Annotated in this window: 20 protein-coding genes; 11 read left to right on the top strand and 9 right to left on the bottom strand. The window is 74.8% G+C overall.

From position 1 onward, the window contains the following. Nucleotides 1–26: 26 nt before the first annotated feature. Nucleotides 27–2,747, bottom strand: a complete 2,721-nt coding sequence (gene ppdK / locus AB0B41_RS08725) for a pyruvate, phosphate dikinase (protein ID WP_358200572.1) — start codon at nucleotides 2,745–2,747, stop codon at nucleotides 27–29. 467 nt (nucleotides 2,748–3,214) lie between these two features. Between ppdK and AB0B41_RS08720 the strand changes: the two genes are divergently transcribed. Next, on the top strand, nucleotides 3,215–4,084 hold the full coding sequence (locus tag AB0B41_RS08720) for a B12-binding domain-containing protein (RefSeq protein WP_358200570.1): 870 nt from the start codon (nucleotides 3,215–3,217) through the stop codon (nucleotides 4,082–4,084). 118 nt (nucleotides 4,085–4,202) lie between these two features. Here AB0B41_RS08720 and AB0B41_RS08715 read toward each other — a convergent pair whose 3' ends face one another. Next, a complete protein-coding gene (locus AB0B41_RS08715) occupies nucleotides 4,203–4,508 on the bottom strand; it encodes a hypothetical protein (RefSeq protein ID WP_358200568.1) in 306 nt (101 codons plus the stop codon). A gap of 219 nt (nucleotides 4,509–4,727) precedes the next feature. Here AB0B41_RS08715 and AB0B41_RS08710 point away from each other — a divergent pair, with 219 nt between their 5' ends. From AB0B41_RS08710 to AB0B41_RS08700, 3 genes are all read left to right on the top strand, one after another. Further along, a complete protein-coding gene (locus AB0B41_RS08710) occupies nucleotides 4,728–4,997 on the top strand; it encodes a hypothetical protein (RefSeq protein ID WP_358200566.1) in 270 nt (89 codons plus the stop codon). Between the two features lie 150 nt (nucleotides 4,998–5,147). Continuing rightward, the gene (locus AB0B41_RS08705; RefSeq protein ID WP_358200564.1) at nucleotides 5,148–5,582 is read left to right on the top strand and encodes an amphi-Trp domain-containing protein; all 435 of its coding nucleotides are present in this window, start codon (nucleotides 5,148–5,150) and stop codon (nucleotides 5,580–5,582) included. 122 nt (nucleotides 5,583–5,704) lie between these two features. After that, the gene (locus AB0B41_RS08700) at nucleotides 5,705–6,466 is read left to right on the top strand and encodes a methyltransferase domain-containing protein (RefSeq protein WP_358200562.1); all 762 of its coding nucleotides are present in this window, start codon (nucleotides 5,705–5,707) and stop codon (nucleotides 6,464–6,466) included. 80 nt (nucleotides 6,467–6,546) lie between these two features. Here AB0B41_RS08700 and AB0B41_RS08695 read toward each other — a convergent pair whose 3' ends face one another. Continuing rightward, nucleotides 6,547–7,665: a cation diffusion facilitator family transporter gene (locus AB0B41_RS08695; RefSeq protein ID WP_358200560.1), complete on the bottom strand. Its 1,119-nt coding sequence runs from the start codon at nucleotides 7,663–7,665 to the stop codon at nucleotides 6,547–6,549. Between the two features lie 38 nt (nucleotides 7,666–7,703). On the opposite strand from AB0B41_RS08695, the gene AB0B41_RS08690 reads away from it, so the two are divergent. Next, nucleotides 7,704–8,066, top strand: a complete 363-nt coding sequence (locus AB0B41_RS08690; RefSeq protein ID WP_358200558.1) for a metalloregulator ArsR/SmtB family transcription factor — start codon at nucleotides 7,704–7,706, stop codon at nucleotides 8,064–8,066. Between the two features lie 154 nt (nucleotides 8,067–8,220). Continuing rightward, nucleotides 8,221–8,634 (top strand): anti-sigma factor antagonist, encoded by a 414-nt coding sequence (locus AB0B41_RS08685; protein WP_358200556.1) that lies wholly within the window; start codon nucleotides 8,221–8,223, stop codon nucleotides 8,632–8,634. 181 nt (nucleotides 8,635–8,815) lie between these two features. Here AB0B41_RS08685 and AB0B41_RS08680 read toward each other — a convergent pair whose 3' ends face one another. Both AB0B41_RS08680 and AB0B41_RS08675 read right to left on the bottom strand, forming a co-directional pair. Then, nucleotides 8,816–13,195: a Pls/PosA family non-ribosomal peptide synthetase gene (locus tag AB0B41_RS08680; protein ID WP_358200553.1), complete on the bottom strand. Its 4,380-nt coding sequence runs from the start codon at nucleotides 13,193–13,195 to the stop codon at nucleotides 8,816–8,818. 235 nt (nucleotides 13,196–13,430) lie between these two features. Then, nucleotides 13,431–14,462, bottom strand: a complete 1,032-nt coding sequence (locus AB0B41_RS08675; RefSeq protein ID WP_358200551.1) for a VIT1/CCC1 family protein — start codon at nucleotides 14,460–14,462, stop codon at nucleotides 13,431–13,433. A gap of 160 nt (nucleotides 14,463–14,622) precedes the next feature. On the opposite strand from AB0B41_RS08675, the gene AB0B41_RS08670 reads away from it, so the two are divergent. After that, complete coding sequence (locus tag AB0B41_RS08670; RefSeq protein WP_358200549.1) at nucleotides 14,623–16,089, top strand: APC family permease; 1,467 nt, start codon at nucleotides 14,623–14,625, stop codon at nucleotides 16,087–16,089. A 64-nt stretch (nucleotides 16,090–16,153) separates the two neighbouring features. Further along, nucleotides 16,154–17,290, top strand: coding sequence for a hypothetical protein (locus AB0B41_RS08665; RefSeq protein ID WP_358200547.1), 1,137 nt, complete (start codon nucleotides 16,154–16,156; stop codon nucleotides 17,288–17,290). Here the strand turns inward: AB0B41_RS08665 and AB0B41_RS08660 are convergent. Then, on the bottom strand, nucleotides 17,232–18,683 hold the full coding sequence (locus AB0B41_RS08660) for a glutamate synthase subunit beta (RefSeq protein WP_358200544.1): 1,452 nt from the start codon (nucleotides 18,681–18,683) through the stop codon (nucleotides 17,232–17,234). The genes AB0B41_RS08665 and AB0B41_RS08660 overlap by 59 nt on opposite strands. A gap of 154 nt (nucleotides 18,684–18,837) precedes the next feature. Here AB0B41_RS08660 and AB0B41_RS08655 point away from each other — a divergent pair, with 154 nt between their 5' ends. Together AB0B41_RS08655 and AB0B41_RS08650 are read left to right on the top strand one after the other, a co-directional pair. Then, on the top strand, nucleotides 18,838–20,343 hold the full coding sequence (locus AB0B41_RS08655) for an NAD(P)/FAD-dependent oxidoreductase (RefSeq protein ID WP_358200543.1): 1,506 nt from the start codon (nucleotides 18,838–18,840) through the stop codon (nucleotides 20,341–20,343). Nucleotides 20,344–20,352: 9 nt separating this feature from the next. Beyond that, complete coding sequence (locus tag AB0B41_RS08650) at nucleotides 20,353–20,664, top strand: Rieske (2Fe-2S) protein (protein WP_358200541.1); 312 nt, start codon at nucleotides 20,353–20,355, stop codon at nucleotides 20,662–20,664. A gap of 6 nt (nucleotides 20,665–20,670) precedes the next feature. Here AB0B41_RS08650 and AB0B41_RS08645 read toward each other — a convergent pair whose 3' ends face one another. Next, nucleotides 20,671–21,405: an SDR family NAD(P)-dependent oxidoreductase gene (locus AB0B41_RS08645; RefSeq protein ID WP_358200540.1), complete on the bottom strand. Its 735-nt coding sequence runs from the start codon at nucleotides 21,403–21,405 to the stop codon at nucleotides 20,671–20,673. Nucleotides 21,406–21,445: 40 nt separating this feature from the next. Next, the gene (locus tag AB0B41_RS08640; protein ID WP_358200538.1) at nucleotides 21,446–22,879 is read right to left on the bottom strand and encodes an amidase family protein; all 1,434 of its coding nucleotides are present in this window, start codon (nucleotides 22,877–22,879) and stop codon (nucleotides 21,446–21,448) included. Between the two features lie 131 nt (nucleotides 22,880–23,010). On the opposite strand from AB0B41_RS08640, the gene AB0B41_RS08635 reads away from it, so the two are divergent. Continuing rightward, nucleotides 23,011–23,982, top strand: coding sequence for a helix-turn-helix transcriptional regulator (locus tag AB0B41_RS08635; protein WP_358200535.1), 972 nt, complete (start codon nucleotides 23,011–23,013; stop codon nucleotides 23,980–23,982). Between the two features lie 75 nt (nucleotides 23,983–24,057). Here the strand turns inward: AB0B41_RS08635 and AB0B41_RS08630 are convergent, their stop codons facing one another. After that, nucleotides 24,058–25,239 (bottom strand): acyl-CoA dehydrogenase family protein, encoded by a 1,182-nt coding sequence (locus AB0B41_RS08630; protein WP_358200533.1) that lies wholly within the window; start codon nucleotides 25,237–25,239, stop codon nucleotides 24,058–24,060. Between the last annotated feature and the right edge of the window lie 39 nt (nucleotides 25,240–25,278).

Here is a 25,278-nt window from a genome sequence, read left to right as displayed (position 1 = left end):
ACCCGCGCGGCGGTGACGGCTGGTCCTCAGCGCGGCCCGGCCAGCCCCGCGGCGGTGTCGTCGAGGGAGACCGCGGCCCGGCCCGCCTCGAGGCGGGCCACCGGGACCCGGAACGGGCTGCAGGAGACGTAGTCGAGCCCGACGTGGTGGAAGAAGTGCACCGAGTCGGGATCGCCGCCGTGCTCGCCGCACACCCCCATCTTCAGCCCGGGCCGGGCCCGCCTGCCCTCCTCGACCGCGAGCCGGACGAGCCGCCCGACCCCGATCTCGTCGAGGGTCTCGAACGGCGACACCGTGAACACGCCCTTGTCCAGGTACAGGGCGAAGAACGCGGCCTCGACGTCGTCGCGGGAGAAGCCCCACGCCGTCTGGGTCAGGTCGTTGGTGCCGAACGAGAAGAAGTCGGCGGCCTCGGCGATCCGCCCGGCGGTGAGCGCGGCCCGCGGCAGCTCGATCATCGTCCCGACCGGGATGTCGAGCGCGACGCCCTCGCGCTCGGCGACCTCGGCGAGGATCCCGTCGGTCTCGTCCCGGATCAGGTGCAGCTCCATCACCGACCCGACGAGCGGCACCATGATCTCCACCTGCGGGCGGTCGCCGGCCTTGATCCGCTCCGCGGCGGCCTCGGCGGCGGCCCGGACCTGCATCGCGAACAGCCCGGGCACCACGAGGCCGAGCCGCACGCCGCGCAGTCCCAGCATCGGGTTCGACTCGTGCAGCCGTTCCACCGCGGTGAGCAGCGCCTCGTCCGCGGTGGGGTCCTCGCCGCGTTCGCGGGCCAGGGCCACCCGGACCGTCAGCTCGGTGCGGTCCGGCAGGAACTCGTGCAGCGGCGGGTCCAGCAGCCGCACCGTCACCGGCAGGCCGTCCATCGCCGCGAACAGGTCGGCGAAGTCGCCGCGCTGCAACGGCCGCAGCGCGTCGAGCGCGGCGGCGCGGGCCTCGGCCGAGTCGGCGAGGACGAGCCGCTCGATCAGCACCCGCCGCTCGCCGAGGAACATGTGCTCGGTGCGGCACAGGCCGATGCCCTGGGCCCCGAGCCGGCGGGCCCGGGCGGCGTCCTCCCCCGTGTCGGCGTTGGCACGCACGCGCAGCCGCCGGGTGGCGTCGGCGTGGGTCAGGATGCGGTGCACCGCGACCACCAGCTCGGTGGTCTCCTCGTCCGCGCTGTCCAGCACCGCGTCGAGGCCCTCCTCGAGGTAGCGGGCCACGGGGGACGGGATCACGGGGATGTCGCCGAGGAAGACCTCGCCGGTGGAGCCGTCGATCGCGAGCATGTCGCCCTCGCGCACCACGACCTCGCCGACCCGGGCCGTGCGGGCCGCCGCGTCGACGTCGATCGCCTCGGCCCCGCAGACGCACGTGCGGCCCATGCCCCGCGCGACGACGGCGGCGTGCGAGGTCTTGCCGCCGCGGCTGGTCAGCACCCCGGCCGCGGCGATCATGCCCTCGAGGTCGTCCGGGTTGGTCTCGCGCCGGACCAGGATCACGTGCTCGCCCGCCGCGTGCCGCGCGACGGCGGCGGCCGAGTCGAACACCGCCGCCCCGACCGCGGCGCCCGGCGACGCCGCCAGGCCCGTCGCGAGCCGGGACCGCTCGGCGGCCGGGTCGAACTGCGGGAACATCAGCCGCGCGAGCTGCTCGCCGGTGACCCGCTGCAGCGCCTCGTCCAGGGTGATCAGCTGCTCGTCGACGAGCTGGGCCGCGATCCGGAACGCCGCGGCGGCGGTCCGCTTGCCGACGCGGGTCTGCAGCATCCAGAGCGTGCCGCGCTCGATGGTGAACTCGATGTCGCAGAGGTCGCGGTAGTGCGTCTCCAGGCGGCGCATCACGGAGTAGAGCTGGTCCGCCGACGCCCGGTCCCGCTCGGCGAGGTCGGCGAGCGTGAGCGTGTTGCGGATGCCGGCGACCACGTCCTCGCCCTGCGCGTTGGGCAGGTAGTCCCCGTAGACGCCCTGCCTGCCGGTGGCGGGGTCGCGGGTGAAGCACACCCCGGTGCCGGAGTCCGCGCCGAGGTTGCCGAACACCATGGTGCACACGTTCACCGCGGTGCCGAGGTCGTGCGGGATCCGCTCCCGGCGGCGGTAGAGCCGGGCCCGCTCGGTGTTCCAGGAGTCGAACACGGCCTTGATCGCCAGGTCGAGCTGCTCGCGGGGGTGCTGCGGGAAGGGCCGGCCGGTCTCCTGCTGCACCACCTTCTTGTAGGCCTCGACCAGCTCCTCGAGGTCGCCCGCGGTGAGGTCGACGTCCTGGCTCACCCCGCGCTCGCCCTTCATCGCGTCCATCGCGTCGGCGAACAGCTCGCCGTCGATGTCGAGCACGGTCTTGCCGAACATCGCGATCAGGCGCCGGTAGGAGTCCCAGGCGAACCGCTCGTCCCCGGCGACCGCGGCCAGCCCGCGCACCGACGCGTCGTTGAGCCCGATGTTGAGGACCGTCTCCATCATCCCGGGCATCGAGAACTTGGCCCCCGACCGGACCGAGACGAGCAGCGGGTCCTCGGGGTCGCCGAGCTGGCGGCCGATCCGGTCCTCCAGCGCCCGCAGCGCCCGGGTCACCTGCACCCGCAGCTCGGCCGGCACCTGGCCGTCGGCCAGGTAGCGCCGGCACGCCTCGGTGGTCACCGTGAAGCCCGGCGGCACCGGCAGCCCCAGCCTGGTCATCTCCGCGAGGTTGGCGCCCTTGCCACCGAGCAGGTCCTTCTGGTCCTTGCCGCCCTCGGTGAACTCGTAGACGTACTTCTGCATCGGCCACCTCACACGTCGTCGGGCAGGAGGATCCTCGCCCCGCAGTCGAGCCGGGGATCCGATGCTGCCGTGCCACGGTGGCCGGGGCCAGACCCCGAGCGACGGATCGTCGCGGCGCGGGGCGGCCCGCCTCGTTCCACCGCGGAAGGAGGCGGGCCGCGCGGCGGCGGCCGGGGAGCGGCACCGCGGCGGGAGCGGACCGACGAGCACGGACGGGCCGGGGTGGGTCGCGCACCACCCCGGCTCCGGGTCCGGCACTCTGACGTCGGCCCGGTCCGCGTCCCGCACCTGGGGGGCGAGTGTGGGCTACACGCATCGGGCCGACCTCGTTCCAGCGTGCGATGGCGCGGCCCGTGGGGCAACGGCCGAACCTGCGCAAACGAACCTGCCGTACCGGTGCGTCCGGGGCCGGGAAGGCGCACCCTGATCCCGTGCCAGTCGCCGCGCCGGAACACACGGATCGTCCGTTGACGATCCAGCAGGTCAGCGCGCTGCTGGCGGTGCCGGTCTCCACGCTGCGCACGTGGGAGCACCGCTACTCGGTGCCCGGCGTCGTCCGCACCCGGGGCGGCCACCGCCGCTATCCGCCGCAGGTGATCGACGAGCTGCGGATCATCCGGGACGAGATCGCCCGCGGCCGGCGCGCCGGCGACGCCGCGACGACCGCCCGCCTGCTGGTCGACTCCGACGAGCCCGGCCGTGACCTGGTGGACCGCTTCCTGGAGGCGGCCCGCGCGATGGACCAGGGCGGGGTCCGCTCCTGCCTCGACGACGCCGCCGAGCGGCTGGGCCTGGGCGCCACTGTCGACCTGGTGCTCGTGCCGGCGATGCGCCGGATCGGGCACTGGTGGGAGATCGGGAGCTGCGACGTCGGCCACGAGCACCTGGCCACCGAGGCCGCGCGCACCTGGCTCTCGCGGATCGTGGCCTTCGCGCCCGAGCCGCGCCCGGGCGGATGCGTCCTGCTGGCCTGCGGCCCGCGTGACCTGCACTCGCTGGGGCTGGAGGCGTTCGGCATGCTCCTCGCCACGGACGGACGGGCCTGCCGCGTCCTCGGTGCGCGGACCCCCGTCCCCACCCTGACGGTCGCGGCGGAGACGCTCGACGCGGCCGCCGTCGTGGTGGTCTCCCACCTGGCCGTCGGCCGGCGGCCGGCGGTCGCCGCCCTGTCCGCCATGGCGGCCCAGGGCAGGCCGCCCTTCTACGCCGGCAACGCCTTCCTCACCCGGCCGTCCCGCCGCCGGGTCCCCGGCCGCTACCTGGGCGAGAGCCACCGCGAGGCGGTCCACCTGCTCGAGGAGACCCTGGCCGAACGGGCACTCGACGAGCCGGGGTGATCACCGGCGTGGGGTGCGCCGAGCGGGCCGACCGCGACCCCTGCTGCTCACCGTTCACTGGGGTCCGCGGGAAGCGGGCCCGGCTGGAGGCGATCCGGCACGTGCTGGGCCTGGTCGACTACCCCGGCAAGGATCCGAGCGTCGCCACCCCGCCGGAGCCGCGGATCGTCGGGCCCGCCGCGTCCGTCTTCGAGGCGGGCGAGGGCCGCGCGGTCTTCCCGCCGCCGGCCGGCCACCCGCCGCGCTGACGCCGGGCCGTCCGGCGGGCCGACCTCTCCCGCAGCTTCAGGGCGGCCCGGTCCCGCAGCTCGTCGATCCCCTTGATCGCCGTCTGGACGAACGGGATCAGGTCGCGGATCACGTCGGTCACGGCCGCGACGGCGTCGCGCCGCCGCCCGGTCGACGAGATCCACGTGCTCGGCACGAGTGCCACGGTCTCCACCCCTTCGCCACGACCCTCGGATGAGGGTGGAGCCGTAGTCAACCCCGGATGGAGCAGCGGCGCCACGGCTGAGGGCTCGCCTGGCCACCTGTTCATCGGGAAGTCAGGTCGGTGCCACCTCGACCGGCCGATCGGCGCCTACCCTCCGTACCGGAGCTCGTCCCGGCGCACCCGCCCGAGCCCGCACGGAGGGAGGCCGACGTGACCGACCGGGGATCCGGCGTCGGCCTGCGCCTCGTCCGGGCGTGGGCCCGGCTCGTCGGCGCCGTGGTCGTCGGCGGCCTGACGACCGCGGTGGCGGTCGCGTGGGCCGGCGCCGAGCTCGGCCGGGCGGTGCGTGGTGAGCGCCGGCGGAGCACGCCGGGCCGGCGGCCCGGGTGCGTCTGGTGCGGGTACCGGCACACCCGCCATCCCGTCCGCGTCCACGCGGACGACCTGGCCGTCCGGCTCTACGAGCGGGTCACGGCGTAGCGGTCGGGCCGCGGCGGCGCCGCCCGCCCGGCCCGCCCGTCCGCGACCACCCGGAACGGATGACGAGCCCGGGGGCACTGGCCGTCGACACTTCCGTCGGATGCCCGACGAGCCGTCCGGGCCCGCGACCGATCCCGATCGGAGACGACGATGTCCGACGTCGAGGTGACCTACAAGGAGCCCGTGACGCGGGCGCAGACCGCCCGCACCCTGTCCGCGCTGGCCGAGGCGCTCGCCGACACCGGGAAGGTCGAGCTCACGCTGGGCAACACGAGCATGACCGTGCGCGTGCCCGATGAGGTGCAGTGCAAGGTCGAGGTGGAGATCGACGAGGACGAGGTGGAGTTCGAGGTGGAGCTCCGCTGGTCGACCGCGAAGCGCCGGCACGCCGATCTCGCCGAGGCCCCGGCCGAGGCGAACGGGGACGGCGGGGGGACCGAGCCCACAGCGGAATCGGCGGAATCGGTCGACTCCGCGGACTCCGCGGACTCCGCCGGCGCCGAGGCGACCGGGCACGACGGCGCGGAGGAGACCTCCGCACCCGCCAAGCGCCCGGCGCACCGCCGGAAGGCCGGGACGCGCTGACCCGGGCGGCCGCCCCGGTCCCGCCGCCCGCCCGAACCCTCCCGTCGCCCTCCCGTCGCGGTATCCCGCACCGCCCCCGGCCGCTCTGAGGCAGCACGGAACTCCGGCGGTGGGAGAGCGGCATGAGCACGGGCACGACGACGGACTTCGGGCGCGGGGAGTACCTGCTCGACAATCGTGAGGTGGGGGCGGCGGCCCGGTTCGCCGCGCTGTCCGCGCTGTTCGACGGGACGACCTTCCGGCACGTGGACGCGCTCGGGCTCGCGCCCGGCGCCCACGTCTGGGAGGTGGGGGCGGGCGGTCCGTCCGTCCCGCGCGGTCTCGCCGAGCGCGTCGGGCCGTACGGGCTGGTGGTGGCCACCGACATCGCGCCCGAGGCGCTGACGGCGGCGGAAGGCCCCGGGGTACGCGTGCTGCGGCACGACGTGACCACGGACGACCCGCCCGGCACCTTCGACCTGGTGCACGCCCGGCTGGTCCTCACACACCTCCCCGACCGCGGGGAAGCGTTGCGGCGCATGGCCTCCGCCGTCCGGCCCGGCGGGTACCTGCTCGTGGAGGACTTCGACGTCGACCTGCAGTCCGCGCCGTGCCTCGCTCGGTCCGCCGGCCCGGACGATCTCGTTCAGGACCGCGCGCGCCGGGTCCGGAAGGCCTTCCTCGCGCTGCTCGTCGGCCGGGGCGCGGACCTGGGCTACGGCCGGGAGCTCCCGGCGCTGCTCCGCGAGGCGGGGCTCGGGACGTCGGCGCCGACGCCGTGCTGCCCCTGCCGTCGCCGGCGGGCGCAATCCTCGAGGCCGCCAACGTCACCCAGCTGCGCGCGCGGCTCCCCGGCACGGGGCTCGTCACCGATGCCGACGTCGCGGCCCATCTCGACGCGCTGACCACCGGGTGCCTGCCGGTCGCCGTCCCGCCGCTCGTCTCGGCCTGGGGACGGCGCTGAGCCACACCGGCGCCGGCTGCCTCAGGTCGCGACGCCGTGGTGGGCCAGCCGTGCGTGGTGGGCGTGACCCTCGGGCCCGTGCGGGCTCACGTGCAGGGTGGCGTCGACGAGCTTCGGCACCTCGTGGAGCAGGCGGTGCTTGGCCTCGGCGGCGATCGCGTGCGCGTCGACCACCGACAGGCTGCTGTCGACCTCGAGGCCGGCCTCGGCGCGCACGCGGTGCCCGACCCAGCGCAGCCGCAGCTGCTCGATCCCGCGCACCCCGGGCACTGCACGCAGGGCCGCGTCCGCCCGGTCGACGAGCTCCGGATCCACCGCGTCCATCAGCCGCCGGTAGATGTCCCGCGCCGCGCCCCGCAGGACGACGAGGATCGCGACCGTGATCAGGATGCCGACGATCGGGTCGGCCAGCGGGAACCCGGCCAGCACCCCGAGGGCACCCAGGACCACGGCGAGCGACGTGAACCCGTCCGTGCGGGCATGGAGCCCGTCGGCCACCAGCGCGGCCGAGCCGATGCGCCGGCCCACGCGGATCCGGTAGACCGCGACGAGCTCGTTGCCCACGAACCCGATCAGGCCGGCCGCGACGAGCACGCCGAGGTTGGCGATCGGCTGCGGGTCGACGAGACGGCGGACGGACTCGTACCCGGCGACCACGGCCGACAGGGCGATCATCGCCACGATGAACACCCCGGCCAGGTCCTCGGCGCGGCCGTAGCCGTAGGTGTAGCGCCGGGTGGGCCGGCGCCGTGCCAGCACGAACGCGATCCACAGCGGGACGGCGGTCAGCGCGTCGGAGAAGTTGTGGATGGTGTCGGCCAGCAGCGCCACCGACCCGGTCAGCACCACCACGGCGGCCTGCGCCAGCGCCGTCACCAGCAGCGCCGCCAGGCTGATCTTGAGGGCGCGGATGCCCTCGGCGCTCGCCTCCAGCGCGGAGTCGACGGAGTCCGCCGAGTCGTGGCTGTGCGGCGTGACGACCGCGCGGAGGAGCCGGAGCAGCCCGCCGTACCCGTGGCCCCCGTGTCCGTGCCCGTGTCCGTGCCCGTGTCCGTGTCCGTGCCCGTGCCCGTGCCCGTTGTCGTGACCGTGCCCGTGCCCGTGGCCGTGCTGTCGAGCGGCGCCCCGCACCTCCGTCATGGTTGGCAGGATGCCCAGCTCAGGGGCATTATGCAACCATGCGCGCGCACAAGGACATCGCAGCTGCCAGTCCCGTGCGGGAGCCACTGGATGCCGACGTGGTGGCCCTCGCCGCCGATGTCCTGCGACAGCTGGGCGACGCGACCCGGTTCCACCTCCTCGGCCTGCTCGCCGAGGGCCCACAGGACGTGACCACGCTCACCGCCAGGGTGGCCGCGTCGCGGTCCTCGGTGTCGCAGCACCTCGGCCGGTTGCGCCTGGCCGGGCTGGTCGGCGCCCGCCGCGAGGGGCGGCGGATGGTGTACCGGCTCACCAGTGACCACGTACGGAGGCTGGTGGCGGAGACCTACGCGTTCGCCGAGCACATCGGCCACCGGATCCCCCACCACGACTCGGAGTGATGGCGGCACCCCCGGCCGTGCGTGACCCCGATGCCGTATTGCTCCGGACCGGTGACGCTGATCTGATGGCGCTCCCGGAGGTGCCCGTCCTCCGGTCGCGGTTCAGGGCCCGGTCAAGCAGTCGGCCGTCTTCTTCCTCGTCCAGGAGGTGGCGATGCCGGATGTGTGCGCGGACGAACCGGGCAGAGGCGGTGCCGGGGCCGGCGACCCGTTCGTCCCCCACCTGACCACCGCCGCGGAGGCGCGCGGCGACGCGGTCGTGGTCCACGTGACCGGGGAGATCGACGCGGAGACCGCCGCGGAGTTCCGGGACGCCGTGACCCGGGTCCTCGGCGGACGGCTGGTGGTCGTGGTCCTGATCGGGGTGAGCTTCCTGGGCTCCGCCGGGCTGGCTGCGCTCCTCGGGATCCGGGACAGGGCTGCGGTGTCGGGGGCCGTCGTCCGGTTCGTGGTGGGCGGCAACCGGGCGGTGATCAGGCCATTGGGGATCACCGGCGTGGCCGGCGAGCTCGACCTGTACGACGAGCTCGGGCCGGCCCTGCGGGATCCCGCACCAGGCGCGGCCTGAGTCCGCGCGGGCGTCAGTCCCCGACCGGCGCCCCGCCGACGCCGATCTCGTCGCCGTCCGGGTCGCGGTACAGCGCCTTGCGCACACCGTTCCCGGAGGTCTCCCGCGTCTGCGGGTGCATACCCCGGCCGGCCGCGGCGTCGACGAACCCGTCGAGGTCGCCCGGCCGGCGGCCCCGGACTCATCGGCGCGCGCCCACCGCCGCCGGGTCGCGGTCGGGAAGCGCGGCGGCCGGTTCGCCCAGGTCCTGGGCGGGGTTGCCACCCCAGTGCGCCCCGGCCGGGACCTCCTCGCCCTTCATGACGAACGAGTCCGGTTCGATCTCCACGGCGTCGCCGACCGACACCCCGTAGTGGACGAGGGCGCCGACGCCGAGGGTGACCCCGGCGCCGAGCGCCGAGCGGTCGGACTTGAAGGCGCCGTCCTCCTGCGAGTGGCACTGGATGATGCTGCCGATGTTGAGCGCGCAGTCGTCGCCGACCGTGGTCATGGTGCGCTCGGTGATCGACGCGCCGTCGTCGAACACCCGCCGGCCGATGCGCAGGCCGAGCATCCGGGCGACGACGTTGTGGAACGGAGTGCCGGCCAGCAGCCGCTCCAGGGGCGGCATCGTGAGCTTCCAGTACCGCTCGTGCCGCCAGAAGCGCACGTCGTAGATCGAGCAGGACTTCGGCCGGAGCCGACGGAAGCCCGCCACCGCCCGCTCCCAGAGGATGAACCAGAGCAGCGAGAACAGCACGCTCGCGGCCACCTCGGCCGCGAAGGCGACCGCGCCGAGGTCGGAGTAGTGGTCCACGGCCAGCATCGCGAGCAGCAGGAGCCCGAACACGTGACCCCACCGGACCAGCAGTGCGAGGGCGATCGTGGCCGCGTTGTGCGCGTTCTTCCGGCGGAGCAGCCGGCGCCGCTCCTCCCGGCCGATCTCGAAGCCACGGTCCCGCTGGACCGTCCGCGGGATCTCGAAGGCAGGCGAGCCGAGCAACCCGACCCCCTCGCGGACCGGCCCGTCGATCGGGACCGCGACCTTGGTGGCGAGCAGGCAGTCGTCGCCGGTTCGGCCGCCGACGGGATAGGCGATGTGGTTGCCCAGGAAGTTCCGCGCACCGATCGAGGCCCGGCAGGCCCGGAACGAGGTGTTGGAGAAGTCGGCGTTGTTGATGGACAGCCCGTCCGCGATGACGGTGCCGGTGCCCACCGAGGCGAGGAACGGCGTCTCCTGCATCACCAGCGATCCGAAGTTCGAGCCGGTCTGCTCCACCTTCCCCAGGTCGTAGCCGAGCAGGAAGAGATAGCCGACGATGAAGGAACTGTCACCGAAGAGGGTGACGAAGAGCTTGACGTTCGTCAGCCGGGCGACGGTGCGGTGCAGCGAGTACCGGGTCCCGTGCACCGGGTACACGCGGTCCGGCCGCACGGGCAGCGCGAGCAGCCGCGGCACGGTGAACACGACCGCCAGGCCGACGAGCAGGCCGCCGAACACGATCGCGACCGAGCCGAGCAGGGCGTCGAGATAGAACTCCGATGTGGCGTACCCGACGGCGCCGGGCTCCAGCAGGGTCCGCAGCCGCGGCACCTCGGTCAGCAGGAGGAACAGCCCGCCGAAGCCGAGCGGCAGGTAGAACGCGAACAGCTTGGCCAGTTGGCTCGACACGTACGTGACCGTGCGCAGCCGCCGCACCCGGACGGGCGGCACCGCGCGGAAGTCGGTGTGCGTCGGCACCGGGGGCGAGCCGTGCCATCGCTCCCCCGCCGGCACGGACTGGCCCCGGTGCAGGGAGGAGGCGTGGCCCAGCTGGGCGCCGTCGCCCATGGCGGTGCCGATGTCCAGCACGCACTTCTCCCCGACGACGACGTCTCGCCCGAGCGTGACCGGCCCCTGCTGGATCCGGCCGGCGTGGGCGCGGTAGCCGAGCAGGTGGACGTCCTTCCGGACGACCGTTCCGGAGCCGATGCGGACGAGGTCCGTGCAGACGGGGACGAAGCGGGTGAGGATCACGACGTCCTTCCCGATCTTCGCCCCGAGGAGGCGCAGGTAGAGCGTGTACAGCGGCGACCCCACCATGAGCAGCGCCAGCGGGTTCCCCCGCACGAGCGTCTTGACCAGCCAGAACCGGAAGTAGCGCAGGCCCCAGATCGAGATCTCCGTCTCCTTCCAGCGCCCGATCAGCACCCACTTCGCCACCACCGGCAGCAGGGTCATGGCCAGGAACGCCAGGGCGCCCGCCAGCACCGAGCGGAGGTAGATCTCGCCCAGCCCGACGCTCGACGAGATCCAGACGTAGGCGCGGTCCAGCACGACGCCGGCACCCGTCACGTAGAGCAGGAAGACCAGCAGCTGCAGGACCCCCGTGAGCACGTACCCCGCGGTGCTGTGCCGCACCGGGACGACGGCCGGCGGGGCCGCCGGAGCGGGCGGTGCCGCGCCCGTCGGGCCGGCGGCAGCGGCCGCCATGCCGTCGAGCGTCGGGGTGGCGTAGACGTCGCGGATCGAGATCGACGGCAGGTCGCCGCGCTTGCGCAGCCGCGCGCAGAACCGGGTCATCACCATCGAGTCGGCGCCGAGGTCGTCGAACACGTTCCGATCGGTCGGCACCTGTTCCACGCCCAGCACCTCGGCCAGCACCCCGGCGAGCCCCTGCACGACGTCGTCGCGGGACGTCGAGGGAGCGAGTGCCTGCGGTACGGGCGTCGCCGCCGCGGCGAGCCCGGCGAGCGTCGGGTGCGCGTAGACCTCCTTGATGGAGATCGACGGCAGGTCGTCGCGCCTGCGCAGGCGCGCGCAGAACCGGGTCATCACCATCGAGTCGGCGCCGAGGTCGTCGAACACGTTGCGGTCGGTCGGGACGTGCTCCACCGCGAGGACCTCGGCGAGCACGCCGGCCAGCGCCGCGGCCAGGCCCGCGTCCGCCGGGGCCCGGGGGCTCGGCGCCGGGCTCGCGGTCGGCGCGGCCGGCGCCGGGAGGCCCGCGCGGTCGACGTGTCCGTCGTGTCCGATCGGGAGGGAGTCGAGCCGGACCAGGACCGCCGGGACATGGCTGCCGGTCAGGCGTTCGTGGAGCCGGGACCGGACGGCCTGCTCGTCGAGCGAGGACGCGTCGGTGCGGCAGGTGTAGTAGCCGACCAGCCCGGGCTCATCCGGGGCGAGGTCCCGCACCGCGGCGGCCGCGGAGGCCACGCCGGGCACGGCCAGCATCGCCGACTCGACCGCGCCGAGGTCGACCCGCTCACCGCGGAGGTCCACCTGCAGGGCGATCCGGCCGCGGTACTCGATCCGTCCGGTGTCGTCGACCCGCCCGAGATCGCCGGTCCGGTGGATCCGGCCGGACGGGTTGCCGGGGATGCCGAGGAAGTCCTCGACCTCCGCAGGACCTCCCGGCCGGTACCCGCAGGCGAGCCCGAGTCCGGCGAGCCCGACCTCGCCGGTCTCGCCGTGCCGGAGGGCCACGGGGAAGTCGGGATCGAGCACGACGCCCGCGTAGGTCGGCAGCGGTACGCCGATCGACGCGGGGGTGTCCGGGTCTGCCTCGGCCCACGCGGCCGCCACCGCCGCGCCCTCGGGCACGTAGGCGGTGCGGACCCGCCGGCCGGGGCGGTACCACCGCGCGACGAGGGGCTGCGGGCACGGTTCCCCCGCGACGACCAGCAACCGCAGGGAAGGCAGGTCCGGCTCGACCGTGGAGAGCAGGGTCGGCGTGGTGCACCACGCGGTCGCCCGCCGATCGGCGATCTCGGTGTGCAGCGCGCGTCCGGACAGGGTGGGATCACCGGGCACGAGGGTCGCGCCCGCGACCCACGCCATCCACGTCTCCGCGATCCCGCCCCCGGTGCAGAGCGGTCGCCCCTGGTACACGCGGTGACCAGCGATCCCGAACGTCTCCGAGGCGATCCGCACCGCGTTGCAGAGGCCGCGGTGGTCGATCGTCACCGCTTCCGGGAGTTCCGAGGCACCGGGCGCGTACAGCACGAAGGCGGGCCGGTCGGCGGGCTCTCCCCGCTCGGCCGGCTGCAGCCGCCCCGGGCTCATCTCCGCGATCAGCCGGGCGGCGGCGTCGATCGCGACGACCTCGGCCGTGCTCTGCCGCAGGGCGTCCCGCAGGTGCCCGCGGCCGAGCACGACGCACGCCGCCGAGTCGGCGACGACGAAGGCCAGCCGGTCCGCCGGAGCGCCGGGATCGAGCGGCACGCAGGTCCCGCCGATCGTGAGCACGGCGAGCTGGGCGACGCAGGCGTCGACGGGGTCGTCGAACAGCAACGCGACCCGGTCACCGGCGCCGGTCCCGCGCACCCGCAGGTAGCGGGCGAGCCGGTTCGCCCGCGCGTCGAGCTCGTCGTAGGTCAGCGCGGCGCCGGGGGCGTCGACGGCGAGCTGGGTCGCGCGCCCGTACTCCCGGATCCAGTCGCACCGCTCCTCGAACACGGCGTCGAGCCGCTCGTGGCGGCGCACCCGCCAGCCCTGCGCCTCGTGTCGGTCGACGACCACGAGGTCCGACAGCGGGACGTCCGGGCGGCGGACGGCACCCGGGAGCCCGGGACCGCGGTCCCGTGGCGTGACGATCGACATGAGGCCCCCACCCCAAGCACGACATCGGCTGCGCCACACGACGGAGATCGTCGCGGCGACGATGCGTCTCGGCCCGTCCGAGGGTGTCCCCGGCGGACCCCTCGGAACAATGGGACCAAGTACCCGGCGGCGAGATTTTGCCGTCGTCTCATCTGGGGCTTCCGTGATGAACCAGACATAGCGAAGAGGGGGTGGTATTCGGCCTCGTCGCCGTTCCGCGAATCGGCCGAGGGCCTCACCCGAGCGTTGCGCCGAACAGCACTCCCAGGCCGTAGGTGACCAGGGCGGCGCCCCCGCCGATCGCGAGCTGGCGCAGCGCGCGGCGCAGCGGGGGACCGCCGGAGAGCACGCCGACGACGGCCCCGGTGAGCATCAGCGCGATCCCGACGAGCACGCCCGAGACCGCGACGGCGAGACCGCCCGCGAGGCCGACGAGGAACGGCAGGATCGGGATCGCGGCGCCGGAGGCGAAGAACAGGAAGCTCGACAGGGCGGCGCCGAGGCTGCTGCCCACCACGTCGTGCCCCTCCGGGACGGGGTTCGTCGCGGCCACCGCGACCGCGGGGTCGTTGCTGCGCAACACGTGCTCGGCCCGCCGCCGGGCCTCGTCGGCGCTCAGCCCGCGGGCCCGGTAGACGAGGGCGAGCTCGTTGGCGTCGACGTCGAGCTGCGGCAGGACCCGGGAGGCGTCGCTGATGTCCGGGGCGGAGGCTGCGAGCAGTTCGCGCTGCGAGCGCACCGACACGTACTCCCCCGCCCCCATCGACAGCGCCCCCGCGAGCAGCCCGGCGAGGCCGGTGAGCAGGACCGAGGTGCGGCTCGCCCCGCCGCCGATCACGCCGAGGACGAGCGAGAGGTTGCTGACCAGGCCGTCGTTCGCGCCGAAGACGGCGGCGCGGAAGGTGCCGGACACCCGCGCCCGGCCGCGGACCGCCAGGCCGCGGACGACCTCCTCGTGGATCCGTTCGTCGGCCGCCATCGCGGGGGTGGCGTCGACGTCCCAGCGGTAGGTCGAGCGGGTCTCCGCCCGCTGCGCGAGGGCCAGCACGAACACCGAGCCGAACCGCCGCCCGAGCAGCGCGAGCATCCGCATCCGCAGCGAGCCGCGGCGGGCCGAGGCCGCGTCGTCGCCGAGCAGGCCCGCCCAGTGGGCGATGTGCCGCTCCTCCGCCTCCGCGAGCCCGAGCAGGATCTCCCGCTCGTCGCCGCTGCGGCGGGCGGCCAGGTCGCGGTAGACCTTGGCCTCCTCGCGCTCGTCGGCCAGCATGCGGCGCCACCGGCGGCGGCTGGCGCGGGACGGCCGTGCCGGAGGGTCGTTCCCCGTCGGGCTGTCGGGCATGGGCGACAGTCTGCGCCCGGCCGGTGGTCCGCGCGTAACCCTCACCCCCGCCCGGGCGACCTCCCCGGGGTCGGAGGAGGTGAGCATCATGGTGCAGAGCTCGACCCCCGCCCGGCTCCGCCGCGGTCTCGGCGTGTGGGAGGCGATCGGGCTCTCGCTGGCGCTGATGGCGCCGTCGATGGCGGCGAACATCAACCCGCAGGGCACGGCGAGCTCGGTCGGCCGCGCGGTCCCGCTGGCCTTCGCCCTGGCGACGGTCGGGGTCCTGCTCGTCGCCTACACGTTCGTGCGGCTGTGCCAGCGGTTCCACCACGCCGGCAGCGTCTACGGGTTCGTCGGCGCCACCCTCGGCCCGCGCGCCGGCGTGGTCGCCGGGTGGTCCCTGCTGGGCACGTACGTGTTCTACGGGGTCGTCACGTCGACGGCGGCGGGCATCTTCGGCGCGGACGCCCTGCGGGTGCTCGGGATCTGGCCCGACCAGCCCCGCTGGGCCGGGTTCGCGCTGGCGGCGATCGCGCTGCTCGGCGTGCTGGCCCTCGCGGTCGTCCGGGTGCGCGGCGGCACGCGGGTGCTGCTGACGATCGAGGGCGTCACCGTCGGGTTGATCCTCGCGGTGTGCGTGGTGGTCCTCGTCCGGCTGGCCGGCGGGACGGCGCCGGGCGGGCACACCCTGGACGCGTCGGTGTTCAGCGTCGCGCCCGGCACCGGGGTGTCGGCCCTGTTCCTCGGCGTGGTGTTCGGGTTCCTCTCCTTCGCGGGGTTCGAGGCCGCGGCCACGCTCGGCGAGGAGGCCCGCGACCCGCGCCGCAGCATCCCGCGGGCGATCCTGGGCACGGCCGTCTTCGGCGGCGTCTACTTCGTGTTCGTGACCACCGTCGAGGTGATGGGCTTCGGCACCGACCCGGCGGGGATCGCGGCGTTCACGGCGTCGTCGTCGCTGCTCGGCGACCTCGGGGCGGAGTACGTCGCCGGCTGGGTGGGCCATCTGATCACGGTGGGCGCGGCGGTCAGCGCGTTCGGCTGCGCGCTCGCCTGCGCGGTCGGCGCCTCCCGCCTCCTCTTCGCCCTGACCCGCGACGGGGTCGGGCCGGCCGCGCTCGCGGAGGTCTCGCCGGAGCGCGGCACCCCGGTGCGGGCGACGTGCGTGGTGGTGGGGGCGATGTACCTCGAGGTCGCGCTCGCGTGGTTCGCGCTGGACTCGGCGCCGTTCACGCTGTTCCAGGCGTCGGCGACGATCGGCACGCTGATCCTGCTGGTGGTGTACGCGCTCGCCACGATCGGCGCCGCCCGGCTGCTGTTCTTCTCCGGACACCGGGAGGTGGCGGCGTGGGAGGTGGTGGTCCCGGCGCTCGCGCTCGTCCTGCTCGGGTACACGCTCTTCCGCAACATCGTCCCGTACCCGGAGGGCGGTGCGGGGAGCTATCCCGCGATCTCCGCGGCCTGGATCCTGCTCGGCGTCGTCTGGGTGCTCACCCGGCCCGGCACGGCGCGCGTGGCCGGTGCCCGGCTCACCGCGAACGACGGGCTCGGCGCCGACCTCACCCCGCCGGGATGAGGTCGGCGCGATCTTCCGTGCGGCACGCTCCGCTCGGCGGCCGGTCCGAGGGGGTGGCACCGCGGTGCGACGACGGCGGTTCACGACGCTGCTCGGCCTGCTCGTCGTCCTGGGCCTCGCGTCGGCGCCCGGTTCCGCCGCCGGGTTCGGCACGATCGACAGCGGCGGGCAGAGCCGCGAGCACGAGCGGATCACCCGGGCCGCCCTGAGCTGCGCCGGGACGGCCGGTTCCGACCCGGACTGCATCCAGCCGCTAACCATGGACTACCTCGCCGGGCACGGGCACGAGTTCGGCGCCGTCGGCTCGCCGGACAGCGACGAGCTCTCCGACCCGGCCGCGCACTGCGACGACGCGGACTACGTGCCGGGCACCTACCCCCGCACCCGCGACCAGGCCACCGCCTCGCTCGTCGACTGCCTGAACCACCTGCGCATGCGCTTCGGCGAGGGGCTGGGCGACGCGCAGGGCCTGCTCGGTCCCGACGGCGAGGTGCTCCCCGCCGAGGTCGAGCCGCACCCGGAGTGCCGGTCTCGCGAGCAACGGGAGGAGCGGGCCAAGTGCGCGACCCTCGAGGCGTTCGGCCGGGCCCTGCACGGCGCGCAGGACTTCTACGCCCACAGCAACTGGGCCGACGAACCCGACCCGGCCCGCCCGATCGGCGACGAGAACCCGCCGGGGCTCGCCCTCCCCGCGCCGAGCCCCCTGCTCGACCTGCGGGGCGGCGCGGCGCCCGCCCCGCCCGACGCGCTCAGCACCGGGTGCTTCGTGGCGCGAGACGAGGTCCCCGGCGTCGGGGCCTGCCAGCTGCGCGTCACCCACGCCGGGCTCAACAAGGACCGCGGGCAGATCGACCCCGTCACCGGCGCGGCCACCGACCCGACGACGTCGCGCGGGATGATCGGCACCAACTTCGCCCGTGCCGTGACCGGCGCCGTCACCGAGACCCGCCGCCAGTGGCAGGACTTCCGGTCCGAGCTGGTCGCGCGGTACGGAACCGAGCGCGGCGAGCGCATGGCCTGCGCGCTCAGCCACGACGACCCCGTCAACGACTGCGCGGGCACGAACCTGACGGTGGCCGTCGCCGTCGTCGCCGGGCTCGTCGTCGTGGCGGTCGGGGCGATCCTCTGGCTCCGGCGCTCGATCAGGCGATCGGGACGCGGTCCGGACGGATCGGCCGGGGCAGCAGGTCCCGCCCGGTGAGGTAGGCGTCCACCGCGGCGGCCGCGGCGCGGCCCTCGGCGATCGCCCACACGATCAGCGACTGGCCGCGGCCCATGTCCCCGGCGACGAAGACGCCCTCCGCGGTGGACATGAAGTCCTCGTCCCGCAGGACGTTGCCGCGCCCGTCGAGCCGGGCGTCCAGCTGCGCGAGGAGGTCGCCCTGCTCGGCGCCGGTGAACCCGAGGGCGATCAGCGCGAGCTGGGCCGGGAGGTCGGTCGTCGCGCCGGCGGGGTGGAAGCGCTTGGCCGCGTCCCGGAACCCCTCGACGAGCGTCACCGAGCGCAGCCCGCCGTCGGGGCCGCCGTGGAACTCGACGGTGTCCACCGAGAACAGGCGCACCCCGCCCTCCTCGTGCGCGGGCGACGTGCGCAGCACCGCCGGATACGTCGGCCACGGCATCTCGGGGGTGCGCCGCTGCGGGGGCCGGGCCCGGATGTCGACGTGGGCGACCGACCGGGCGGCCTGGCGGTGGACGGTCCCCAGGCAGTCGGTCCCGGTGTCGCCGCCCCCGATGATCACGACGTCCTTGCCCTCGGCGCTGATCGGGGACTCGCCCAGATCCCCCTCCTGCACCCGGTTCGCCCAGGTCAGGTAGTCCATCGCGAGGTGCACCCCGGCCAGGTCGCGGCCCGGCACCGGCAGCTCGCGGGCGGCCGTGGCGCCACAGGCCAGGACGACGGCGTCGGACTGGTCCCGCAGCCGCTCGAGGCTGATGTCGACGCCGACCTCCACGCCGGCACGGAACGCCGTGCCCTCGGCGAGCATCTGCGCCAGCCGCCGGTCCAGACGGCGCTTCTCCATCTTGAACGCGGGGATGCCGTAGCGGAGCAGGCCGCCGATCCGGTCGGCCCGTTCGCAGACCACCACGTCGTGGCCCGCGCGGGTGAGCTGCTGGGCGGCGGCCAGCCCGGCCGGGCCCGACCCGACCACTGTGACCGACCGGCCCGTGCGGCGCGGCGGCGGGAGCGGCCGCACCCACCCCTGTGCCCAGGCGTGGTCGACGATCTGCAGCTCGACCTGCTTGATCGACACCGCGTCGGCGTTGATGGCCAGCACGCACGACTCCTCGCACGGGGCCGGGCACAGCACCCCGGTGAACTCGGGGAAGTTGTTCGTGGCGTGCAGCCGCTCGCTCGCCTCGCGCCAGCGCTCGCGGCGGACCAGGTCGTTCCACTCGGGGATGAGGTTGCCCAGCGGGCACTCCGCGTGGCAGAACGGGACCCCGCAGTCCATGCAGCGCCCGGCCTGCGCGCGCAACGCCGGCTCCGGCAGCGGCTCGTACACCTCGCGCCAGTCCCGCAGCCGCAGGTCCACCGGCCGCTTCGGCGTGGGCCGGCGAGCGGTGCGCAGAAATCCCCAGGGGTCACCCACGGCGGGCCTCCCGTCGGTGTGGTCCACGTACGGTGCACCCCCGCGCGGCGCCTGACAACGCCCTACTTCGCGCAGACCCGCTCGGCCGACGTTGCGGGTCGGAATCCGCACTAGCATGACCTGGGTCACACCCTGCACGCCGAAGGTCGAGCCGATGACATCTGCACCCGCGAACGCTCCCGAGGACATCGCCGTCGAGGAGGCCGGCCACGTCGACGTCCTCATCGTCGGCGCCGGCGTCTCCGGCATCGGCGCCGCCCACCACCTGCAGGAGAGCTTCCCCGACCGGACCTTCCTCCTCCTCGACGCCCAGCCGGACCGCGGCGGGACCTGGTGGACCCACCGGTACCCGGGAGTGCGCTCGGACAGCGACCTGTTCACCTACGGCTACCGGTTCAAGCCGTGGCGCGGCCCGTCGATCGCCGCCGGCGAGGAGATCCTCGCGTACCTCGACGAGGTCCTCGACAAGGACGACCTGCGCCGGCACATCCGCTACCGGCACCGGGTCGTCGCGGCCACCTGGTCCTCCGAGGAGCGCCGGTGGGCCGTCGAGGTCGACCGGGAGGACACGGGCCGGCGGCTGCGCTTCACCACGGACTTCCTGTGGATGTGCCAGGGCTACTACAACCACGCCGAGCCCTACCGGCCGGAGTGGGAGGGCGTGGACCGCTTCGGTGGCACGATCGTGCACCCCCAGGACTGGCCGGAGGACCTCGACCTCACGGGCAAGCGCGTGGTCGTCATCGGCTCGGGCTCGACCGCCTCGACGCTGATTCCCGCGATCGCCGAGACGGCCGACCACGTGACGATGCTGCAGCGCTCGCCGTCCTACTACTACGCCCCGCCCGTCACGCACGAGCTCGCCGTCCAGCTGCGGGCGCTGGACATCGCGGACGAGTGGACCCACGAGATCCTGCGCCGCCAGTACATGTCGCAGTACCACTGGCTTGCCCGGACGTCGCTGGACGCGCCCGACGAGGTCCACACGTACCTCATGGAGTCGATGCGCCCGCTGCTGCCGGAGGGGTTCGACGTCGAGAAGCACCTCACCCCGCGCTACCGCCCCTGGCAGCAGCGCATCGCCATCGTGCCGGACGGCGACTTCTTCGCGGCCCTGCGCGCGGGCAAGGCGTCGATCGTCACCGACGGCATCGCGGAGTTCACCGAGACCGGGATCCGGACGGCCTCGGGGCAGGAGCTTGAGGCGGACGTCGTGGTCACCGCCACCGGCTTCAACCTCTCGGCCTTCGGCGACGTGGCGTTCACCGTCGACGGCGAGCCGGTCGACTTCACGCGGAAGGTCACCTGGCGCGGGGTCATGATCAGCGACGTGCCGAACATGGCCTACGTGTTCGGCTACTTCCGGCACAGCTGGACGCTGCGCGTGGACCTCGTCGCCGACCTGGTGTGCCGGCTGTGGGAGCACATGCAGGACAAGGGCGCCACGACGGTCGTCCCGACGCTGCGGCCGGGCGACGCCGACATGCCGCTGCTCCCGTGGTCGGACCCGGAGAACTTCAACTCCGGCTACGTCATGCGCTCCCAGCACGTGCTCTTCAAGCAGGGCGACCGCGAGCCCTGGACGCACATGCTCGAGCACGAGGAGGAACAGGAGATCCTGCCGAAGGCCGACCTCGACGACGGCCTCGTCTACCGCTGAGTCCCGCCCATGTCCGCCGCGCTCACGACCACGGACCGGGTTCCCGTCGGTGGCGGGGTGATCGTGACGGGGCCCGGGGTGGTGGTGACGCAGCCGGTGGAGGGCACGTTCGTCGCCTTCTCCACGACCTGCCCCCACCGCGGCTGCGCGGTGCGGGCCGTGGCCGCCGGGACGATCAACTGCTTCTGCCACGGCAGCCGCTTCCGCATCGCCGACGGTGCCGTCGTCGGCGGGCCGGCGGAGGAGCCGCTGCGGCGGCTCCCGGTCGTGGTGGTCGGCACGGAGATCAGGGTGGGCGACGAGGCGGACGGCCCGGGCTGAGCGACGTCAGCCGGTCGGCGCGGGCGGGGTCGGCCGGCCGCCGCGGGCGACGGTGCCGGCCTGGTCGACCACGGCGGCCCGCCATTCCGGCGGGACCACGGCGAACACGCCGTCGTCGACCGCGGCCAGGGCCTCGCGGGCGACGTCGGCGGGGTCGGCGCCGACCGGGGACATCCCCGTCGCCACCAACGCCGGGCAGATCATGCTGATCCCGACGGGCGTGCCCGCGAGCGCCATCGCCGCGTGCGCGACGACCGCCGCCACCGCGTGCTTCGACGGGCCGTACGCGCCGCCGCCAGGGAACACCGTCATGCCCGCCAGGGACGCGGTGACCAGCACGTGGGCCGGGTCCGCCGCCGCGAGCAGCCTCGGGACGAAGGCCCGCAGGCCGTTGACCACTCCCGCGACGTTCACCCCGAAGACGCGGTCCCACTCCGCCGCCGGCACCTCCCAGGGCGCACCGACCGACGGCCCGACGATCCCGGCGTTGAGGCAGACGAACCGGGCGCCGGACGCGCGCTCGGCGAGCCGCTCCACCGCCTCCGGGTCGGAGACGTCCACGACCGTTCCGGAGCCGCCGAGCCGCTCGGCCGCCGCGAGCACCCCCGCCTCGTCAACGTCCGCGAGGACCAGCTCGGCGCCCCGCCCGCGCAGCTGCTCGGCCAGGGCGAGACCGATCCCGCCGGCCGCACCGGTGACGACCGCGGTGAACGGCCGGTCACCGCCCCACGGGCTCGTCAACGGTCCGCGCCGGTCGTCATGCGCCCCAGGCTAGAGGTGCTCAGCCCACCACGGTCGCCGGCCGGTGGCCGTCCCACGGCAGGGCCTTCTCCAGGTCGGCCGCCACGGCGAGGAGCGTGCCCTCGCCGGCGTACGGACCGGTCAGCTGCGCCCCGACGGGCCAGCCCTCGTCGGTGCGCCCGAGCGGGAGGGAGATCGCCGGGTTCCCGGTGACGTTGGACAGCGCGGTGAAGCCGGCGGTGGCGAAGATGCGGTCGTACCAGCCGCGCGCGTCGAGGGAGTCGTCGTCGGCGTCGAGGTGGCCGAGGGGCGTGTTGGGGACGTTCATCGTCGGCGTCAGGATCAGGTCGTACCGCTGGTGGAAGGCGGCGACGGCCCGGGTGGTCGCGTTGAATACCCGGTCGGCGGCGAACAGGTCCGAGGCCCGGAGGGTGCGCCCGTGGTCGGCACAGGCACGGGTGGTGGCCTCGAGGTGCTCGGGTCCGGGGTCGACGCCGAGGGCCGCGGCCAGGGAGTCCACGCCGTCGGCGAGGAAGCTGGTCCAGGCGGTCAGGTTGGCGTCGTCGAACGCCTCGGGGTCCATCGCGGGGGCGGCGAGCTCCACGGTGTGCCCCAGCTCCTGGAGCGTGCGCCCGACCGCCTCCGTGGCCGCCACGCAGCGCGGGTCGACGGTGCCGCGGCCGGAGAACGCGGCGGTGTGCAGGGCGATCCGCAGCGGCCGGCTCCCGGTGCGGACCTCCTCGGCGAAGGGCCGCACGGGCTCCGGCAGCAGGTACCGGTCGCCCGGCTCGTAGCCGTGCACCGCGTCGAGCAGGCCCGCGCAGTCCCGCACGGTGCGGGTCACGGCGAACTCGATGCCGAGGCCGAGCAACGGGTCGGCGTAGTCCGGGCCGGGCGACGTCCGTCCGCGGCTCGGCTTGAGCCCGACCAACCCGCACGCCGCCGCCGGGATGCGGATCGAACCGCCGCCGTCGTTCGCGTGCGCGACGGGCAGCGCCCGGGCCGCGACCAGGGCGGCCGAGCCGCCGCTCGACCCGCCCGGGCTGCGCGTGAGGTCCCACGGGTTGTGGACCGGACCGGTCGCGACGGGCTCCGTGCTGGCGTTGAAGCCCAGTTCCGGGGTGGCGGTGACGCCGAGGGTCGCCAGCCCGGCACGCCGGAAGCGCGCCATGAGGTGGGTGTCCGCGGGCATCGGCACACCGTCTCCGAGCAGCCGGCTGCCGGCTCGCTGCGGGACCCCCGCGGCGTGCACGATGAGGTCCTTGATCGCGAACGGCACACCGGCGAACGGCCCGTCCGCGGCGTGGTCGAGCGGCGCTGCGAAACGCTTGCCGACCAGCGCGTTCAGCGCGGGCTGCACGGCGTCGAGGGCCTCCGTGGCGGCGGCCTGCACCTCGCCGGCCGTGACCTCGCCGGAGCGGATCAGGGCGGCGAGCGCGGTGGCGTCGAGGTCGGCGTACTCGTCGGGCTTCATGGCGTCCTCCGTGGTCGGGAGGCGCGACGGTACGGACGGGCGCGCCGCGGCACATCGGTCGGTTGACGGATGCCCTCCGGACCCGTCGTCGTCCCTGGTCGGGAGGCTGCGGGCCCGGTAGCGTGCGCCGCGTGACCGCCCTCACCGCGGCCCGTGAGCTGCGGTCCTTCCTGCGGCGCAACGGCAGCCGCACCCCCGGCGCGGCGTCCGCGGTGCTCGAGGCCCTGCGCCCGGTGGTGCCGGCGGACTGTCTCGCGTTGTCGCTCTGGGATCCTGCGGCGTCGCGGCACCGCACGCTCGCCTCCTCCTACCCGTCGGCGGTCACGGCCCTGCTCGACGGACGCATGCACACCGATCCGCTGTTCGACTCGGTCCGGTCGGGCCGGGTGCCGGTCCGGGTCCGGGACCTGGCGCCCCGCCGCCGCCACGGGGAGATCTTCGACCGGATCATCACGCCGCTCGGCTTCCGGGACGGCGTCACCCACTGCCTGTTCGCGGCCGACGGCCGGTACGTCGGCATGCTCAACGCGAGCACGCTCGACGCCCGCCACCCGGACGACGACACCGTCGACCTGCTCGACCTGCTCGGCCCCGACCTCGCCGCCGCGCTCGACCCGGTCGCCGCTCCCCGATCCCCCACCGAACGGCTGGTGCGCGGGGAGGTCGACGGGTTCGTCGCGGGTGCCGACGGGACCGTGACGCCGCTCTCCCCCGCGTCGCGCCCCGTCCTCGTCGCCCCGCCGTCGCCACTGGCCGGGGTGGTGGCGCAGCTCCGTGCGGGCGTCCCGCCCGCCACCCCGGTCCTGCACGTCGTCCGGGACGTCGCCGTGGTCGCCGTCGAGCTGTACGCCTCGCCGTCGGGCGTGGTCGTCCTGCACCGCGAGGTGCCCTCGCCGGCCGGGCTCACCGTGCGGGAACTGCACGTGCTCGACGGCGTCGCCCGCGGCCTGAGCAACACCGAGATCGCCGCCGCCCACGGCATCGGCGGCCGCACGGTCGCCACGCACGTCGAGCACATCCTGGCCAAGACGGGCTGCCGCAACCGCGTCGAGGCCGCGCAGCTGGCCACGCGGTGGGGCCTGCTGGTGGCCCCGCCGAGCTGAGCGTCCTGCCGTGGTGAAGGGGTCGGCGGAGTGCCCCCTCGTTCGGAGGGGCCTCGGCTTCGGGCCGACGGGTTCTCAGAAGGCGAACAGGGGCCACTCCGGCGGGAGCCCGAACATCAGCTGGCCGACCGACTCGTACCGGCTGGGCGAGACGAAGGCGTGCTGGGTGACGGTGTGGACGTCGCGGAAGTGGGCCGCGAAGGGGCGGTTGTTGCGAATGGCCGAGGTGCCCGCGACCTGGTGCACGAGCCGCACGGCGGTGGCGGCGGCCTCGACCCCGTGGGCGGCCGCCAGTTGGATGGATCGGCGGTGCTCGGTCTCGAAGGGGCGTCCGGCCTCGCAGGCCGCGTAGCCCTCGGCGAGCACCTCGCGCAGGTACGCGCGGGCCGCACACCGGTGCCCCTCGGCGCGGGCGATCTCCGACTGGGCCACGGCGCGCTCCCGCAGCGGGACGGTCGTGAAGGCGGGCGTCTTCGCCGTCGCGAGTTCGGTGACCTCGGCGACCGCGGTGTGCGCGATGCCGAGGGCGACCGCGGCCATCACCGCCGTGGTCTGCCAGAACACCATCCGGTACAGCGGCCCCTGGAAGGCGGGACCCGGTGGGGCGTCGGCGAAGGGCACGAGCAGCGGCGTCCGGCGATCGGGGACGAACGCGCCGTCGACGGTCACGTCATGGCTCCCGGTGCCCCGCATGCCCAGGACGTCCCAGTTCTCGATGATCTGCCCCTCCGCCCGCGGGAGGAACACGAGCACCGTGACCGGCTGGCCGTCGGACGTGGTGCGGGGTACGCCCTCATCCGTCGGCACCGCGGTGAAGATCAGCCACGTCGCGGCGTGACAGCCGCTGACGAACGGTACCCGGCCCGTGATCCGGTGACCGCCCTCCACGGGGACGGCGGTCATCGACGGGACCAGCGTCCCGGCGAACCGCGCCTCCCCCGCGTACACCTCGTCGGCGCCCCGCTCCGGCAGCCACATCCCGAAGATGCTCGGAGTCACGGACATGTACAGGTTCCACGCGGCGGCGGCGTCGACCCGCGCGATCTCCTCCACGAGGTCGAAGGCGCTCACCGGGTCGATCTCGAAGCCGCCGAGTGCACGGGGGATCCACATGCGGTAGAGCCCGACCTCCCGCATGGCCTCGACCGACGCGTCCGGGAGGCGGCACTCCCGGTCCGCGACCGGCGCATTCTCCCGCAGCACCGGAGCGATCTTCTCCACGCCCTGGTGCAGGGCCTCGACGTCGGTGACGGGCATGTCGGCACTCCCCGGATCGGCGCGGCCGCGGAGCCCCTC

This window comes from Pseudonocardia sp. NPDC049154 (genome assembly GCF_040648315.1).
GTDB lineage: Bacteria > Actinomycetota > Actinomycetes > Mycobacteriales > Pseudonocardiaceae > Pseudonocardia.
This window is presented reverse-complemented; position numbering and strand designations above follow the sequence as displayed.

Coding starts and splice junctions, on each gene's coding strand:
- ppdK (WP_358200572.1), bottom strand. CDS start 2,747: ATGCAGAAGTACGTCTACGAGTTCACCGAGGGCGGCAAGGACCAGAAG.
- AB0B41_RS08705 (WP_358200564.1), top strand. CDS start 5,148: ATGTCCGACGTCGAGGTGACCTACAAGGAGCCCGTGACGCGGGCGCAG.
- AB0B41_RS08700 (WP_358200562.1), top strand. CDS start 5,705: ATGAGCACGGGCACGACGACGGACTTCGGGCGCGGGGAGTACCTGCTC.
- AB0B41_RS08695 (WP_358200560.1), bottom strand. CDS start 7,665: ATGACGGAGGTGCGGGGCGCCGCTCGACAGCACGGCCACGGGCACGGG.
- AB0B41_RS08690 (WP_358200558.1), top strand. CDS start 7,704: ATGCGCGCGCACAAGGACATCGCAGCTGCCAGTCCCGTGCGGGAGCCA.
- AB0B41_RS08685 (WP_358200556.1), top strand. CDS start 8,221: ATGCCGGATGTGTGCGCGGACGAACCGGGCAGAGGCGGTGCCGGGGCC.
- AB0B41_RS08680 (WP_358200553.1), bottom strand. CDS start 13,195: ATGTCGATCGTCACGCCACGGGACCGCGGTCCCGGGCTCCCGGGTGCC.
- AB0B41_RS08675 (WP_358200551.1), bottom strand. CDS start 14,462: ATGCTGGCCGACGAGCGCGAGGAGGCCAAGGTCTACCGCGACCTGGCC.
- AB0B41_RS08670 (WP_358200549.1), top strand. CDS start 14,623: ATGGTGCAGAGCTCGACCCCCGCCCGGCTCCGCCGCGGTCTCGGCGTG.
- AB0B41_RS08655 (WP_358200543.1), top strand. CDS start 18,838: ATGACATCTGCACCCGCGAACGCTCCCGAGGACATCGCCGTCGAGGAG.
- AB0B41_RS08650 (WP_358200541.1), top strand. CDS start 20,353: ATGTCCGCCGCGCTCACGACCACGGACCGGGTTCCCGTCGGTGGCGGG.
- AB0B41_RS08640 (WP_358200538.1), bottom strand. CDS start 22,879: ATGAAGCCCGACGAGTACGCCGACCTCGACGCCACCGCGCTCGCCGCC.
- AB0B41_RS08630 (WP_358200533.1), bottom strand. CDS start 25,239: ATGCCCGTCACCGACGTCGAGGCCCTGCACCAGGGCGTGGAGAAGATC.